19 protein-coding genes and 1 pseudogene are annotated in these 13,658 nt (G+C 68.0%); 13 read left to right on the top strand and 7 right to left on the bottom strand.

Going from position 1 to position 13,658, the window contains the following annotated elements:
• Window positions 1-4 precede the first annotated feature (4 nt).
• The 9 genes and pseudogenes from C0216_RS30815 (at window position 5) to C0216_RS30775 (ending at window position 3,854) form a co-directional block, all read left to right on the top strand.
• Window positions 5-211, top strand: a complete 207-nt coding sequence (locus C0216_RS30815) for a hypothetical protein (RefSeq protein ID WP_114059061.1) — start codon at window positions 5-7, stop codon at window positions 209-211.
• On the top strand, window positions 211-696 hold the full coding sequence (locus C0216_RS30810; RefSeq protein WP_114059060.1) for a hypothetical protein: 486 nt from the start codon (window positions 211-213) through the stop codon (window positions 694-696). Before C0216_RS30815 ends, C0216_RS30810 begins: the two co-directional genes overlap by 1 nt.
• The gene (locus C0216_RS30805) at window positions 693-875 is read left to right on the top strand and encodes a hypothetical protein (protein WP_114059059.1); all 183 of its coding nucleotides are present in this window, start codon (window positions 693-695) and stop codon (window positions 873-875) included. The genes C0216_RS30810 and C0216_RS30805 overlap by 4 nt, the downstream gene beginning before the upstream one ends.
• A gap of 14 nt (window positions 876-889) precedes the next feature.
• Window positions 890-1,315, top strand: coding sequence for an NUDIX domain-containing protein (locus C0216_RS30800; protein WP_114059058.1), 426 nt, complete (start codon window positions 890-892; stop codon window positions 1,313-1,315).
• Between the two features lie 90 nt (window positions 1,316-1,405).
• Entirely contained in the window at window positions 1,406-1,831 is a 426-nt protein-coding gene (locus tag C0216_RS30795) for a RapZ C-terminal domain-containing protein (RefSeq protein WP_114059057.1), read from the top strand.
• Window positions 1,828-2,508, top strand: coding sequence for a hypothetical protein (locus C0216_RS30790; RefSeq protein ID WP_114059056.1), 681 nt, complete (start codon window positions 1,828-1,830; stop codon window positions 2,506-2,508). The genes C0216_RS30795 and C0216_RS30790 overlap by 4 nt, the downstream gene beginning before the upstream one ends.
• A complete protein-coding gene (locus C0216_RS30785; protein ID WP_114059055.1) occupies window positions 2,505-2,717 on the top strand; it encodes a hypothetical protein in 213 nt (70 codons plus the stop codon). The genes C0216_RS30790 and C0216_RS30785 overlap by 4 nt, the downstream gene beginning before the upstream one ends.
• A gap of 94 nt (window positions 2,718-2,811) precedes the next feature.
• Window positions 2,812-3,065 (top strand): annotated as a pseudogene (locus tag C0216_RS30780) (hypothetical protein); the annotation flags it as partial.
• A gap of 144 nt (window positions 3,066-3,209) precedes the next feature.
• A complete protein-coding gene (locus C0216_RS30775) occupies window positions 3,210-3,854 on the top strand; it encodes an HNH endonuclease (RefSeq protein WP_114059131.1) in 645 nt (214 codons plus the stop codon).
• An 86-nt stretch (window positions 3,855-3,940) separates the two neighbouring features.
• Here C0216_RS30775 and C0216_RS34815 read toward each other — a convergent pair whose 3' ends face one another.
• The gene (locus tag C0216_RS34815; RefSeq protein ID WP_246042992.1) at window positions 3,941-4,105 is read right to left on the bottom strand and encodes a hypothetical protein; all 165 of its coding nucleotides are present in this window, start codon (window positions 4,103-4,105) and stop codon (window positions 3,941-3,943) included.
• Window positions 4,106-4,290: 185 nt separating this feature from the next.
• On the opposite strand from C0216_RS34815, the gene C0216_RS35170 reads away from it, so the two are divergent.
• A complete protein-coding gene (locus C0216_RS35170; protein ID WP_281277980.1) occupies window positions 4,291-4,413 on the top strand; it encodes a hypothetical protein in 123 nt (40 codons plus the stop codon).
• A 242-nt stretch (window positions 4,414-4,655) separates the two neighbouring features.
• Here C0216_RS35170 and C0216_RS33985 read toward each other — a convergent pair whose 3' ends face one another.
• Window positions 4,656-4,826, bottom strand: a complete 171-nt coding sequence (locus C0216_RS33985) for a hypothetical protein (protein ID WP_174250571.1) — start codon at window positions 4,824-4,826, stop codon at window positions 4,656-4,658.
• Window positions 4,827-5,027: 201 nt separating this feature from the next.
• Between C0216_RS33985 and C0216_RS30765 the strand changes: the two genes are divergently transcribed.
• Both C0216_RS30765 and C0216_RS30760 read left to right on the top strand, forming a co-directional pair.
• The gene (locus C0216_RS30765; protein WP_114059129.1) at window positions 5,028-6,173 is read left to right on the top strand and encodes a ParA family protein; all 1,146 of its coding nucleotides are present in this window, start codon (window positions 5,028-5,030) and stop codon (window positions 6,171-6,173) included.
• Window positions 6,170-7,177: a ParB/RepB/Spo0J family partition protein gene (locus C0216_RS30760; RefSeq protein ID WP_114059054.1), complete on the top strand. Its 1,008-nt coding sequence runs from the start codon at window positions 6,170-6,172 to the stop codon at window positions 7,175-7,177. The genes C0216_RS30765 and C0216_RS30760 overlap by 4 nt, the downstream gene beginning before the upstream one ends.
• Before the next feature lie 764 nt (window positions 7,178-7,941).
• Here C0216_RS30760 and C0216_RS30750 read toward each other — a convergent pair.
• The 5 genes from C0216_RS30750 to C0216_RS30730 all read right to left on the bottom strand — a co-directional run bounded on the left by C0216_RS30750 (window position 7,942) and on the right by C0216_RS30730 (window position 12,521).
• Window positions 7,942-8,481, bottom strand: coding sequence for a hypothetical protein (locus tag C0216_RS30750; protein WP_114059053.1), 540 nt, complete (start codon window positions 8,479-8,481; stop codon window positions 7,942-7,944).
• A 92-nt stretch (window positions 8,482-8,573) separates the two neighbouring features.
• A complete protein-coding gene (locus C0216_RS34810; protein ID WP_281277979.1) occupies window positions 8,574-9,974 on the bottom strand; it encodes an HNH endonuclease in 1,401 nt (466 codons plus the stop codon).
• A gap of 14 nt (window positions 9,975-9,988) precedes the next feature.
• Window positions 9,989-10,390: a hypothetical protein gene (locus C0216_RS30740; protein WP_174250570.1), complete on the bottom strand. Its 402-nt coding sequence runs from the start codon at window positions 10,388-10,390 to the stop codon at window positions 9,989-9,991.
• Window positions 10,387-11,241 carry an IS5 family transposase gene (locus tag C0216_RS30735; RefSeq protein WP_174250569.1) on the bottom strand — a complete coding sequence of 285 codons (855 nt, stop codon included), beginning with the start codon at window positions 11,239-11,241 and terminating at the stop codon, window positions 10,387-10,389. Before C0216_RS30735 ends, C0216_RS30740 begins: the two co-directional genes overlap by 4 nt.
• A gap of 248 nt (window positions 11,242-11,489) precedes the next feature.
• Window positions 11,490-12,521 (bottom strand): DnaB-like helicase C-terminal domain-containing protein, encoded by a 1,032-nt coding sequence (locus C0216_RS30730; RefSeq protein WP_162793348.1) that lies wholly within the window; start codon window positions 12,519-12,521, stop codon window positions 11,490-11,492.
• 305 nt (window positions 12,522-12,826) lie between these two features.
• On the opposite strand from C0216_RS30730, the gene C0216_RS30725 reads away from it, so the two are divergent.
• On the top strand, window positions 12,827-13,345 hold the full coding sequence (locus C0216_RS30725; RefSeq protein ID WP_114059050.1) for a hypothetical protein: 519 nt from the start codon (window positions 12,827-12,829) through the stop codon (window positions 13,343-13,345).
• Window positions 13,346-13,658 lie beyond the last annotated feature (313 nt).

Here is a 13,658-nt window from a genome sequence, read left to right as displayed (position 1 = left end):
CCCCATGAGCAGCACCGACCGTCACGTCGACGACGCTCTCGCCTACCCCGAGCCGCCCGCCTCCCCGCTGTGGCACCGCCACGGCGGCGTGCAGGCCCGGCCCCTCACCGACGCGGAGAAGAAGCGCAACCGCGAGCTGCTGGTGCTCGCGCAGTACACCCCCCGACCCCGCTCCCCTCGCCCCACCGAGACCCTGGCGGAGGCCAGCTGATGGACACCAAGCACTGCGCCGTCGTCGGCTGGGTCGACGCGATCCCCGCCCCCGGCCCGCGCGACACCGTCACCTTCGACCTGGTCGTCCGGCCCGCCGACTTCGACACCGCCGACGAGGACGCCCCCGACACGGTCATCACCTGCACCAGCAGCAACCCCGAGATCACCCACGAGCTGCTGACCGCCATACAGCCCGGCGACCTGCTCCGCGCGACCGGCATCCTGGTCCAGCCGCCGGCGCCCGGCGAGCCCGCCCGGCTCACCCTCGACGCCCTGGAGGTCCTGGACACCGCGCTGGTCCCGGTCCTGCGCGACATGGTGCTCGACCGGTACGGCGACTACGTCATCATCTTCGACGCCGACCGCGACCAGGTCCCCGTCTTCACCGCGCACGGGACATGGGTCGGCCTGGCGGACAACCCCGACGCCATCACCCGCCTCATCGACATCCACGAGCGCGTGACCGGCGGTGACGCCGGATGACCGCCATCCCCGCGCAGACCCGCACCGTGCTGGAGCGGTTCCCCGCCGGGCACCCCCGCGGCTCCTGGCCCGCCGACGAATACGCCGCCGCCCAGCGCGCCCAGGGCACCGAAGCCCGCGTCGTCATGGACCTCGACAGCGACCAGTTCCTCGTCGTCACCAACACCACTCACCCCTAACCCGAGAGGCGAACATGACCGAGCCCAAGACCGAGGCCATCCAGTACACGGCCGACGTGGTCGCCGTGACCCCGAGCCGCCACGTCCTGCTGATCGATCGAGGCTGGCCGCCCTTCGAGGGCGCCTGGGCGCTGCCCGGCGGACACGTCGACGCCGGGGAAGCGCCGTATGTGGCCGCGGCCCGCGAGCACGCCGAGGAGACCGGCATCCACGTGCCCGTGGGCGCCCTGCACCAGATCGGCGTCTGGGACCAGCTCGACCGGGACCCACGCGGCAGGTACGTCACCTTCGCGTACATGGCCGTCGTCCCCGACGGCACACAGGCCACCGCCAGGGACGACGCCCGCACCGCCCGCTGGTGGCCCCTGAGCGAACTGCCCAAGGAGCTGGCGTTCGACCACGCCGACATCATCCGCGCGGCCGTAGCCCCCAACTCCTGATCAGCCACCACCACCCAGAGCGCCGCTCCAGCCTTCCTGGCGGGGGCGGCGCTCGCTGCTCTCTCCTCACCAGCGCCCTGGAGACACCTCATGCGCCCGATCCGCCTGATCTCGTTCGGCTACCTCCACCTGCCCACCGGCCCGGACGGCTCCCCCGTCCCGCCCGCCGCCGACCGGATCGAAGACGTCCGCGACCGGCTCCGCGACCCCGCCGCCGCCCGCGACATCCTCGACCTCAACGGCCTCAACCCCCGCGTCCAGGGCGTCGTCCTCAACACTCCCGGCGCCCGCGAGCTGCTCGCCAACCTCGCCGACTACGCCGACCTGCCCGCCGGCCCCAGCCGGATCGCGATCGGTTGTGCAGGAGGTAGACACAGGGCATCTGGTCTCACCGAACTGCTTGCCCACGAACTCCGCTCCCGCGGTCGCGAGGTCGAAGTCGAGCACCTGCACATCCATCTGCCGCGCGTCCTCAAGACGCCTAACCTCCAGGCCGAGCAGGAGACCACACGATGATCCGACGCTTCCGCCGCTGCGGCCACGCTCCCGACGCACTCACCCTCGAGGACCAGGCCGCCGTCGACCAGTTCCGCGCGATGCTCGCCGCCGTACGCTCCCCGGAGCCGTGGGAGCCCGGCAACGGACGGGACGTCGCTGTGAGGGTCGGCCCGTTCATCGAGCGCGCCCACCCCCGGCCCGGCGACGACCGCGGCACCGAGGTAATCGTCGTCGCCCTGGTTCATCCCGACACCCCGAATGCCGCGGCCCACCTCCACAGCCGCCAGCTCGGCTACACCGACCGCGGCTGGCTGCGCTGCGAGACGACCACGATCCTCGGAGCCTGGCAGCCGGCCTACGCGATGCTCACCCACGCTGCCGCAGGTCTGCCCCTGCCCGAAGACGTCGGCATGCCCCCCGCCCACTATGCCGTTGACGTCGAAGCGCGCGAGCCCGACAGGTCCGGCTTCACCTTTCTTCGCCTCGGCCCGTATACGCAGACCTGGCTCGCCTCTCGCGACGCCGACCGCCTCAACACCGAGCTCGACGGCCAGGCCGCCACTGTCGTCCCCGGGTTCGTGGTCACCGCGAAGTGCGCGCCGTTCGACTTCAGCGACCGCGAGAACTACAGCGACCCGTACAGGACCGATGTCACCTCACTCCTGGCCGCCACCGCCGCGGGGGTGAGCGAGTGACCACCACCGACCTGTACGAGATCGCGACCAGCGGGGACGACGATGGCACCCTGCACCCCATCGCACAGATATGGACCCCCTGCGCCGACGACGCCCCCGACAGCGGGTTCATCGCCCATCGGGGCTTCCACGTCACCGGGATCGACAACCCCACCGGCGACCACCTCTACCCCGTCGCGTTCCTCTTCCTTGGCAAGTCAGCGTGTTGAGGCAGGCGCCCGAACTCGAGGTCCGTATCTACCATGGACAGCGCGCGCGGAGTGCGCCCCTTTGAGCGGACCATTGCGTGGCGTGGTGCCGGGGGCGCTGGGCGGTCGGCGGGTGCTCAAGGCGGTGCGCCGGCTGCCGGTGCCGGCCCGGCGCAAGGTGGCCCAGCGCCCGCTGCTGCCCAAGGAGATCGACGCCGAGCTGGTGCCGCCGACGTGGAAGAAGGCGGCGTGCCCCAAAACTGAGCTGCCCGAGGGCGCGGTGGCCAGCGATGCTTACGTGGTGTGTGTCCTGGGGTCCTGGGGCAGCTGCACCGCGCACTGACCCGCCGCGACGTCTTTGCCCTCCCCGTCGAACCGCGTGACGATCGACCGACGGCTACGGATTGTCAGTGCCGCGTCTTACGATCCCGCCTAGCCGGCTACGGCAAGAGGGGTGCAGTGGAAGCTATTCGCCGTGGTGACAGAGGCAAGCAGAAGGCCTGGGTGTGGCTGATGGTGCTGACTGCGCAACGTGGCCTGTGCGTGTACTGCGGCCGCTCCCCGTCCACCACACTGGACCACGAAAGGCCGATCGCCGGGGCAGGCCACGACATCTGGTGGAACTTCGTCCCAGCGTGCAAGCCCTGCAACCTCCGGAAGAGCAAGCACGAGAGCGCCGCGCATTGGGTTGCAGATATGGACATCTGCCACCGATATCCGGAGCTGACGCGCTCCAAGTGGAGGATGAGCCCGAAGGTCTTCGCCGGCATCACAAGGCGCGTGGAACGCGTTCAGCGAGAGATAGCCGACGCGGATCGCCGCGAGTGGTTCGAGCTGCACTACGGCGAGGAGAAGTGGAGAAACAAGACTGAGCTGTTCAAGATCCTTGATCGCTGCAAGGCGGAGCTCAAGGGGTACCCGCACTACCCATGGCGGACCCCGAAGGTCAGGGAGCTGAAGGGGCACTGCACGCGCCTGATCTGCTGCGGTTACTTCCATCCGCAGGCGAGACTCCTGCACGCGTTCCTGGAGCGGGAGGAGGTCAGAGCCTTCCAGCGCGCCGTTTTCAACGAGCGCGCGCACGAGGGTGAAGTGCTCGGCCGCCTCGTCCGGGAATACCTTGCTGGCAGGCAGCGCGATCTCGACGGCGAGGCGTAGCCCGTTGCTGCGGCAGGCATCCGGTTGATACCTCGGCCACCCAGCGGCCCAGTTCTCCTGCCATGTTGGCTGCCCACGCCTGCCGGTCAGGGCCCGAGGGAAATGACGTTCGGTGTCGGCAGCTGGAGCTGCTGGCGCAGTGCTTCGTTCTCAGCGGTGAGCTGACTGAGTACGCGGACGGGTGCAGGGAGGCCCTCACGCAAGCGGGCAAGTTCCTCGTTCTTGTTGGCGATGGTCTCCTTGAGCTTCACGATCGTCGAGCGGAGTCGGGCTTCTACGTCGGGGACAGCGCCTCGCTCCTGGACGCGGGCGTAGAACTCGTTGCGGAGATTCGGATGGCGTTGGGTGAGGGCGTTGCGGGGGACCTGCGTGCCGATCGCAAGGGCGACGATGGCCCCGTTCGAGTGTTCGGGAGTAGCGGGGGGCCGCCGCGTGCATGGCCCGGATTCACGGCTGGCGGAACCTGCATCTCTGCCCCGCCGACGACCCCTCCATGTACACCCCCCTCGTCCCGCGCGCGGTCCACACCTACGGCACGCGCACCCGGCTGTGGCTGTGAGGGGGACGACACCTGGCGCATGGCCTTGGCCCCTGAGACCGAAGCGGGGGCCGTGCTGGTCACCGCTCCGCGGCACCTGCCGTACTGGCAACCGCCGCTGACACCCCTAACTCCGTCGAAAGCGTGCCCGCGGCCTGGGCGGTCTGACAGCCGAAGGCCCGGCGTTCCCTGCGATCTCTGGCAGGGGACGCCGGGCTCTTTTCGTTTGGGGCGGTGGGTGGTGGTGGGTCTGGGTCAGATGCCTATGAGTTGACCTCGACCTCAATCTCTTTGATCTTGCCGCTGGTGCTCACGACCGCGCTGACGTTGCTGTCGCCGGGGACGTCGGCAGCGCGAGCTGCCTTCACGAACTCCTCGATCTCGTCGAGCGTCATGTTCTTCTCTTCGCCGGTGCACTTCAGGGTCTTGGGCATGGGGCTCATGTTGAACCGAGGGCCGGGCATCCCGCAGTCGTTCGGCGAAAGCGTGGAGTGCGGAGAGAGGGGTGCTAACGGCGTTAGCACCCCTGGAGGCGCTAACGCCGTTAGCGCTCGGGGAGGAACTACCGTGAGAAATCGGCAAAACGCGCCTATTGGATCACTGACAACACGCGCGACGGCAGTATGCTGCCGTCCATGTCATCTCCGAACCCGGGAGAGGAGCGGGAGAAGCTCGTCTCCAAAATGCCCGCTCACCTCCAGCAGGCCCTCAAGGTCCGTGCAGCCCAGCTCCAGACCGACATGCAGGACGCCGTAGCCGCAGGCATCCAAGCCTGGCGCGCCTGCACCGACGAGCTCCCCACCATCAATACGGCCAAGGCCGACTCCTTCGGGACCTACCTCCCCGAAGGCCTCTACGAGGACTTCAAGGTCGACTGCCGCCACCGCGGTGTCTCCTACATCCAGGGACTCGCCCAAGCCGTAGCGCTCTGGCTGGACGACAACCCCGCCGCAGCCCAGCAGATGACCCGCCGCTTCGTTGTCTGCAACCAGAAGGGCGGCGTCGGAAAAACCGCCGTATCCGCCGGCCTCGCCCAGGCACTCGCCGAAGCCGGCCAGCGAGTCCTCCTGGTCGACTACGACCCCCAGGGCCACCTCACCCACCAGCTCGGCCTCACCGCCATCCCCGCCGGCGAGGAAAGCCTCATCACGCACATGCTCCACCGCGACCAGGCCAAGCAGCCCCTGCTGGACCTGACCATCGCAATACAAGGCGACCGCTTCGACGGCCGACTGCGCATCCTGCCAGCCGCCTTCGACGCCTTCCTCCTCGACAGCGGCCTCACAGTCTTCCGCGGGCCACGCCACGCCGCCCTCGAGCGCGCCCTCGCCCCCCTCGAAGACCACTTCGACGCCATCGTCGTCGACTCCCCGCCCAGCCTCGGCCTCGCCATGGACGCCGCCCTCACCTACGGACGCCAGCGCGACGACGAAAAACCCGGAGCCTCCGGGCTCATCATTCCCGTGGAAGCCGAAGACACCTCCGCCCAGGCATACGGCATGCTGATCCAGCAGATCGACTCCCTCTCCAGGGACTTCGACCTCGCCATCGACCAGCTCGGCCTCGTCGTCAACAAGTTCGACAGCCGACGCGGCTACATCGCCACCTCCTCCCTGGAAAAGTGGAAGAGCCTCGGCACTCCCCCAGTCCTCGCCGTCATCCCCGACGTCAAGGAACAACGCGAAGCCGTCCGCAAACAACGAGGCCTCCTGGACTACGCACCTGACTGCGAGCAGTCCCACCAGATGAGGCAGATCGCACGAGGGGTGAAGACCGCATGAGCAAGGCAGACATGCTGGGGGACTCCCCCACGTTCGCCGCAGTCGCCCAGCCAATGAGCAGCCGCGCAGCCAGCTTCGCCCGCTTTTCCGGCCAGGAGCACGAGCCGGTCGTCGGCCGGCAGGAGACCCGCCGCGTGCCGCTAGAAGCCCTGGCACACAACCCGTACAACCCCCGTGTGGAACTCCGGTCAGTCGAAGACCTCGCCGACAGCCTCGCCTCCCGCGGAGTGATTCAGCCCCTCACCATCGTCACCAGGATGGCGTTCCTCGACGCCCACCCCGGTCACTCGGACCTCGGCCGCGCCGCCTTCGTCGTCGTGGACGGCAACCGGCGCCTCGCAGCAGCCAGGCTCGCAGGTCTCGACGACGTGCCTGTGCACCTCGACGACTCCCTCGCCGAAAGCGCCGACACCCTCCTGGAAACCGCCCTCACGGCGGCAGTGCAACACGAAAACCTGGATCCACTCGACGAGGCGAGAGCCCTTGAGCGCCTCGTCGAGGTCCACGGATCCCAGCGTGCTGTCGCGCGTGCGCTGGGCAAGTCCAGCCCCTGGGTCACCCAGCGAATCGCGCTGCTGAAGCTGACCCCCGAGCTGCAGGCCGCCGTAGAAGGCCGCACGCTTCCGGTAGAGATCGCACGGAACGTCGGGCAGCTGCCGGCACAGCAGCAGCAGGAGGCGGTGGACGAGGCCCTGCGGAAGCGGGCTGAGAGCAAGCAGCGCAGGAAGCCCCAGACCTCTAAGGGTGCTAACGCCGTTAGCACCCCCACTTCAACCGCGCCTGTCGACGGCTCAGGGGCTGCTCCGCCAGCACAGAGCCTGCCGCCTTCGACCGTCAGCAGCGGCGCCCCTGATGACACGGGTGTTCCTGAGCTTGCCACCCGTCAGGTCGATGCGCTGTGGGAGGACGGGAACAAGGTCGCCGACCTCGTCTTCGAGAAGATGCTGCCCGCGCAGCGCGAGGTACTCCTGGAACGCCTCTTGGCCGCCCACGGCAACGACTGACCGAACTAAGAGCGGCCACGTGAGCCCGCGCAGGGATCTCCCTGCGCGGGCTCCTGCAGAGCGGGGGGTGCTAACGCCGTTAGCACCCCCCGCTTACGTGAGACAGCCCCGGCCTGGCCGGGGCTGCCGTTTCGGGCGCATAGCCAACCCACGACAGCGGACGTTGGGATCCTGGGCGCCGATGCGATGGGCCAGCTGCCGGACAGTCGGAAGCCCCTGGTTCGGTGCAAGCACTACGCGAAGCACCGCACGGTCGACGACGGCGCCTCCAGCACCACGCTCTTGCGCGTCATGCGCCAGACACGCCAGCCGGCCACGGTCCGCCGTGGTCACCGAGCTGATGACCTACATGCCCACCGCTGTGGCCGTGGGCTACCTCCGTGAACCCGAAAGTGAGCTGCCCCTTGCCCGGTCCCGACTTCGCCCACAAAATCCGCACCCTCCTGGCCGCGGCCACCGAACCCGACAGCCCCAGCGACCTCCCGGCCCGTCCACAGGCTCGCCCCACCCTGCGGCGAGACGCTCACCAGGCCACACGATGGGCACGCCGCAAGGTGGATGAAGCCGCAACCCGCTGAACCACCGTCGGTCTCCCCTCCCCCTCCCCCTACGGAGGGGGAGGGGAGGTCTGCTTGGCTGGCTTCTCCGCCCGAGCGCCTCGGCCGTCGCTGCGTCGAGGACGACCCGGCGGAAGCGCCGGGGGCTGGGCGGGGGCGAGGTGCTGGCGGTCGGCGGTGAAGCGTGAGCGGTCGCGGGTGGCTGGGTCAGACGCAGGTGCAGCCGAGGCGGCGGGCGCGTTCGGTTCGCAAGTCGGCCACGCGCTTGTCCCAGGCGTCGCGGATGTGCTGGACGGATTCCCCGGCCTTGATCCCGCTGGACGGATATTTGATCTTGTCGCGGGTGCCGGTCTCGGTGGTGTAGCGCACCAGCAGCCCCGCCCAGTCTCGGCGGGTCAGGGCCTTGTGAAGTGCGGCAGCGGCAGCCCGCTCCAGTTCCAGGTGCGCGTAGGTGCTACGCAGGTCTTTCGGCGCGGTGGGAAGGTTGCGGGCCCACTCCTCGCGTTCGGCAGGGTGGACGGGGATCGGGTGCAGTTCTTCGAGCCGGAAGATCATGTTTTCTTGGCACATCCGCAGTTCTTGGGCCGCGTAGTCGGCCAAGGCTTCCTCGACGACCTGGGCCTCGCCGGTGGTGAGTCTCACGGCCGGGTCGGTGGGGGACAGGATGTCATCCGGGTGCATCCAGGCAATCGGGCAGCGTGCCGACTGGTCGGCGGTGTTCTGGGTGCCCATCTGGGTGTTCTCCATTCACAGGTAAGTGGTTCCGGTGGCAATCAGGGTTGTGTGCGCCGCGCCTATGCAGGGTCGTCAGGCGCGGAAGGCCCGGCGCGTTGCGGCGGTCAGTCGCTCGATGCCGGCGCGCAGGCGCGTGCGTCTCCAGTCGAGCGTGGGGCGTCCTGGTCGTCGCTGGCGGGCATGCGCGCAAGACTGCCTCCGGGCGCGAACTCTGGCGGGAGTCGGACCGGGGTAGGACGCTGCTCGGCGGTGTCGTGGGAGTGTGGGAGGTCGAGGGTTACCTCGTGGGCGAGGCCTGCTTTGACGGCCGCCGCATAGACATCGAGGGCGTCGTGGCGGCTGTCCTGGCGGAGCTGTTCTAGGTGGGCGCGGAGTTCCGCGCGTTCCTCAGCTGTCGGCCAGGTGAAATCCGGGGAGGTCTTCTTCCAGGTATGGGCCCAGGCGTCTTCCGCGTACAGAACACGGGGGTGGGACCCGGTGGCTTCGTGCTGCTCGGCCCTCAGGCCTACGTAGAGGTCGGTGGTGTCGCCGAGGCCGGCAGCGGCAGCGGCGAGGATGACGCGTACGGGGTGCGCGCCAGCTTCGTAGAGCTGGGTGCAGTTGGCCCACAGGGCGTCGAGTACTTCCTTGGTCGGCGCCTCGCCGTGCGAGAAGTACCAGGCGTGTTGGAACACAGAATGCGCAACGTATTGCCTGGTGAAGGTGCGTTGATCGTCAAGGTGCTGGAGGGCTTGGCGGGCATCGGCCGTGGAGAACCAGGCCCCCTGCTCCGCGGCCTGGACGAGGTCGGCCGAGGTGCGGCCGGAGACCAGAGCCTCGTGAGCCGTCGTCCGGAACTCCGCCTCCTGTGCCGGGGTCGGTCCCGGAAGGAAAGACGCCCATTCCTGGCCCCAGAGAAGGAGCGCTGTCTCAACAGTGAGCGCATCAACGTCGCCGGTTTCCCAGGCATAGGTGAGGTTGACGGCGGCCGGTGCGAGATGAACCCGGGCTTCTGACTGCAGGGCGTGGATCTGCTTCCAAGCTATGCCACAGCAGTACTTGAACTTGTTCTCCGCCTTCACGGATTCGTAGCCCATGGAGGTGTCGACGATCTCTTCCCACACCCAGGACGGCAGTCCCGCGGTGCGAAAGCGTTCGATGCTTGCCTTCCACCCGGCGGGCAGCGGAAAGGTCTGGCGCGCCGCGCCCTCGCCCCTGCCCCAGGCGTTCCACTGAGCGAGGAACGCCTGCCGGTACTCCTGCTTAGGCTTTTCCTGCTCCAGCAGATTGTCCGCAGCCTGCTGCATGGCAGCGGCCCAGCGCATCGCGTCTTCGGCGACATCGGCCACGAGGTCTGCTCCCACGGTGCTGCTGCTTTTTCCGTTGTTGCAGGGCTCGCAGCTGGTGACCAGGTTGTCGGCTGTGTCGGTGCCTCCGAGCGCGACGGGCACGACGTGGTCGATGCGGAGAGGGACTGCGGGTGCGGCGGCGCCGCAGTATCGGCAGGTGTGATTGTCGCGGCGCAAGATCTCAGAGGACGTTAAGTCCGTTTCTGGTAGCGGCCTCGTCCGGGCTGGGTGAGGAAGCCTTGGCGGGTGAGGCGTCCGAGGCGGCTGCGGGTGATGTTGACGGATGCCTCGTCGGTGGGCATGCCGAGGAGTTCGTGCAGCTCACGGGCTCGGAAGACCTGGTCGGAGTGCTGGTTGAAGGCGTTCACGATCGCCTGGTAGACGGTGTTCGTCTCGGGTGGATCGGGGTCTTCGCCTCCAGCCGGTGCGAGTTCGGCGATGACCTTGGCGGTGGTGGCCAGGTCCGCGAGTCGCGCTTCGGTCTCTGCCAGGGCGGCGGTCAAGTCCTGGATTCGGTCGCGTAGTTCACTGGCCCGGGCGGTGGTCTCGTCGTGCTGGGCCTGGAGGCCGGCCAGGAGCTCGGCGACGTTCACGCGGCCAGCCCGAGGGCGTCGCGCCAGGCCGGAGACGGTGTGGTGAGGCGGCGGGCCATGTTCGCGATCGAGGCCCAGTAGACGCGCGAGGCGGAGGTGTCGGGCCGGTGGTCGTACTCACGGGCGAGGCGGCGGTGCAGCATCAACGTGCCGTTGACCTGCTCCACGATCCACCGCCTGGGCTGCGGAATGAAGCCTTTGCCCTGATCGGCCCGGTTGCGGCGGACGATCTCGACGTCGATGTCCAGCAGGGCGCCATGGATGAGGACCTCGTCCTTGAAGCCCTGGTCCACCAGGGCCTTCTCCAGGCGGTTGCCGCACCGCTCGGCGGCCTGGTCGAGCAGGGCCGTGCCGGCGGCGTTTTCATGGGCGGAGGCGGCCAGCACGACAACACCGATGACCAGCCCCATCACATCCACGGCCAGGCCCCGCTTGCGACCCGACACCTTCTTGTGCGCGTCCAGCCCCGTCGTGGTCTTCGGAACACCCGCGGCCGCGCGGACGGACTGGGTGTCGATGATCACGAGGGACGGGTCCTCTAATCGCCGGGCTCTCTCCCTCACCTGGCAGCGCAGGAGTTCCTGGATGTGCTGGTCGAGACCGTCCTGGCGCCACAGTGTGAAGTAGTAGAACACCGCTGACCAGGCCGGCAGGTCGTGGGGCAGGTAGCGCCACTGGCAGCCCGTCCGGTTCTGGTAGAAGATCGCGTTCACGACTTCCCGCAGGTCGCAGGCCCCGGGATCCCCGGTCGCCGACCGTGCCACCCGGTCCTGCTTCCAGGCCGTGATCATCGGCTGGATCAACGCCCACTGCTCGTCCGATAAGTCGCTGGGGTACGGCTTTCTCTCCATGACCCGCATCTCAGCATGAACATGCCCAGCAGGCGCCCGACGTGGCGATCAGTCCCACGATCGAGCGATCACGAACCGAGGAAGATCGGACTTAACGTCCTCTCATAACGCAGGCGCTTTGATACGGGCATGAGGGCGTCCTCCGGCCAGGTCCGGTGCTTGGTGGATGAAGTGGTGCTTGGGAGCCGCTACCTGTGGCACGGGCGAGCTCTGGGGCTTAGCACCAGAGCGCTGGCGATAAGGCGAGATCAGGGCGTGGGCTGGCCGGCATATAGGGAGACGAACCGGCAGCGCTCCTCTTCAAGGAAGAGCTGCGCGGAGCGCGCCTGCGAGGAGCGAGGGCGCAGCAGTGTCAGTGTCGACGTGGCCGAGTCGTCCTCCCGGCGGGCGAACCAGGAACTGTTGTCGCGGTGGAGCGCCAGGATCGAGTCCGCGCCGCGCAGCTCCGGCCGCAGGTGCTCGGTACTGATGGTCTCGTCCTTGGATTCGGTCAGAACCCGGGCAGTCACGAGGACGGCGATCTGGTTCTCCTGCGCGATCCGACGAACCTGGTGCATGGAGTCGGCGAGATCGAGGCCGTCGTCGGTGAACTGGCTGAAGTGCTGGATGGTGTCGAGGATCCACAGGCCCAGCCGCTGGCCACGCGCGTTCGCCACGGCCCGGCCCTCTCGGAAGACATCCCGGACCGCGTCACCAGGTCGCGGGTTGTGAATGAACAACGGCAGAGAGTCCATGTCCGCGGTGACCTTGGCTCTGAAGGCATCCCAGCCCTCAGGGGGAGCCTGCCTGCGGACATCGAACCCGTACTTGGCGGTCAGCACCTTCCGCCACAGACCCTCCTCGGCCGTCTCACCCGAGGTGAACAAGCACGCCATGCCCCGACCGGCGTTGTGAGCCGCGATGTTCATCGCCATGGTCGTGCGCCCGGCGGTGGGCAAGCACACCAGAACGGTGACACTGCCGGGCTCGAAGCGGACTAGATCATCGGTGCCCCGCCACGGAAGGGCAGGTGCCAGAGATCCGTTGGACGGCTGGGGGTGTGCACCGAAGGCCGCGGGATTCGCCTGGGCCTGAGGCAGGACCTCGGCGGGCTCCTTAGCGGTCAGGATGTGTACGGCGCGTTCTCGACCGACGGCGTCTAGGGATGCCGGGAGGAGGCCCCGCTCGGCGGCGAGACGTACACGCCTCAAAGCTTCCTGATAGCCGCACCCGACGCTCTTGTGCAGCGCGCGGGCGATCTTCTGCTGGTGCGTGGTGTTGTGATTCGGCTTCGCGGTCACAGCGGTCTCCTGCACCCCTGGCGTACGCCGTCCCACCCCGACTACCGCCAAGTGCATGGAGAGTCTGGACTCGGCAGCACCAACGAACCTCTTCGCATCCCAGCGGCCGCTCGGTTCGCCGACGACAGAAGGTGGGTTCCGCCTCAGCACGCACAGACGAAGTGCGCTGAAAAGACGGTAGCCGCTCGATTGCCCTGTGGGGAGCAGTTGACGAGACCAGTTGCGGAAAAGACCGATACCGCTCGCCGAAGTGGCACATCCTCTGATGAGGTCCGAGCGTTCGGACCTCGACTCTTGGAGGGGCGATGGGCAGTAACCACCTCATCAGTGATGAGGAGACCCGGAAGATCGCAGAGGGGTTCCTGGCGAGCTCCCCGTGGCTCGGAGACGTGACCTGGGCCGAGAACATCATCATCGGTACCGACGCCGCGAACCACGCTGGCTTCGATGGACAGTTCCCCAAAGATGCCCAGCTTGCCGAGGGGCAAAAATGGTCCTGGACCGTGCGCTTCACAGACCCTGCCGGGAGCGAGAAGTCCCTATCTCACGAGACAGTCCTCGCGGGACTGACGCGCATCGTCTACGGCGACCACGACTCCCCGGACGGTTGGAGCTACATAGGGATCCGTCAGTGGTTCACGGAACCTGCTGCCGAGCGTAAGCGGCTGGCCCTCTCCGCAGCGGATCACTCTCGGATCTGTCAGAAGGCTCTCTACGACAAGATCGTGTATGAGCCGAGGACGGATGGCTTCCCGAGGAGCGACTGGTTCCAAGACCAGCGTGGTCCCGGCGCTGAGCCGTTGAACGGTGCTGAAGGCCAATGAGTCGTTTCGGCTGACGAATGCACGATCAGGGCCGGTCTCCCTCAACCGGAGACCCGGCGCAGGTCGGGCCCAAGGCGTCCAGGTCAACGGGGCGGAGGGCCGGCGCTGGGCGGGGTGAGGTGCTGGAGGTCGGCGGTGAAGTAGGGGAGGGTCTCGAAGCTGGGCACGGTGGTCTCCTCCGGGCAGCACGACGAAGCCCCTGGCGGTTGCCGGGGGCTGCTGTAGGCGGTGCTCGGCGGTGGTGCGTCTTCCTTGGCGCGTGGTGGTGCTGAGTGGTGCTCGTTGGTGTCGTTCGGGTCGGGGTGTGAGGGCT

This window comes from Streptomyces globosus (genome assembly GCF_003325375.1).
In the GTDB taxonomy this organism is placed as follows: domain Bacteria; phylum Actinomycetota; class Actinomycetes; order Streptomycetales; family Streptomycetaceae; genus Streptomyces; species Streptomyces globosus_A.
This window is presented reverse-complemented; position numbering and strand designations above follow the sequence as displayed.

Excerpts from the sequence above, each read along its gene's own strand:
- C0216_RS33985 (WP_174250571.1), bottom strand. The coding sequence starts at position 4,826 with ATGCCCAAGACCCTGAAGTGCACCGGCGAAGAGAAGAACATGACGCTC.
- C0216_RS30810 (WP_114059060.1), top strand. The coding sequence starts at position 211 with ATGGACACCAAGCACTGCGCCGTCGTCGGCTGGGTCGACGCGATCCCC.
- C0216_RS30750 (WP_114059053.1), bottom strand. The coding sequence starts at position 8,481 with ATGGAGAACACCCAGATGGGCACCCAGAACACCGCCGACCAGTCGGCA.
- C0216_RS30735 (WP_174250569.1), bottom strand. The coding sequence starts at position 11,241 with ATGGAGAGAAAGCCGTACCCCAGCGACTTATCGGACGAGCAGTGGGCG.
- C0216_RS30805 (WP_114059059.1), top strand. The coding sequence starts at position 693 with ATGACCGCCATCCCCGCGCAGACCCGCACCGTGCTGGAGCGGTTCCCC.
- C0216_RS30815 (WP_114059061.1), top strand. The coding sequence starts at position 5 with ATGAGCAGCACCGACCGTCACGTCGACGACGCTCTCGCCTACCCCGAG.
- C0216_RS30795 (WP_114059057.1), top strand. The coding sequence starts at position 1,406 with ATGCGCCCGATCCGCCTGATCTCGTTCGGCTACCTCCACCTGCCCACC.
- C0216_RS30800 (WP_114059058.1), top strand. The coding sequence starts at position 890 with ATGACCGAGCCCAAGACCGAGGCCATCCAGTACACGGCCGACGTGGTC.
- C0216_RS30765 (WP_114059129.1), top strand. The coding sequence starts at position 5,028 with ATGTCATCTCCGAACCCGGGAGAGGAGCGGGAGAAGCTCGTCTCCAAA.
- C0216_RS30725 (WP_114059050.1), top strand. The coding sequence starts at position 12,827 with ATGGGCAGTAACCACCTCATCAGTGATGAGGAGACCCGGAAGATCGCA.
- C0216_RS30790 (WP_114059056.1), top strand. The coding sequence starts at position 1,828 with ATGATCCGACGCTTCCGCCGCTGCGGCCACGCTCCCGACGCACTCACC.
- C0216_RS30760 (WP_114059054.1), top strand. The coding sequence starts at position 6,170 with ATGAGCAAGGCAGACATGCTGGGGGACTCCCCCACGTTCGCCGCAGTC.
- C0216_RS30775 (WP_114059131.1), top strand. The coding sequence starts at position 3,210 with ATGGTGCTGACTGCGCAACGTGGCCTGTGCGTGTACTGCGGCCGCTCC.
- C0216_RS35170 (WP_281277980.1), top strand. The coding sequence starts at position 4,291 with ATGGCCCGGATTCACGGCTGGCGGAACCTGCATCTCTGCCCCGCCGAC.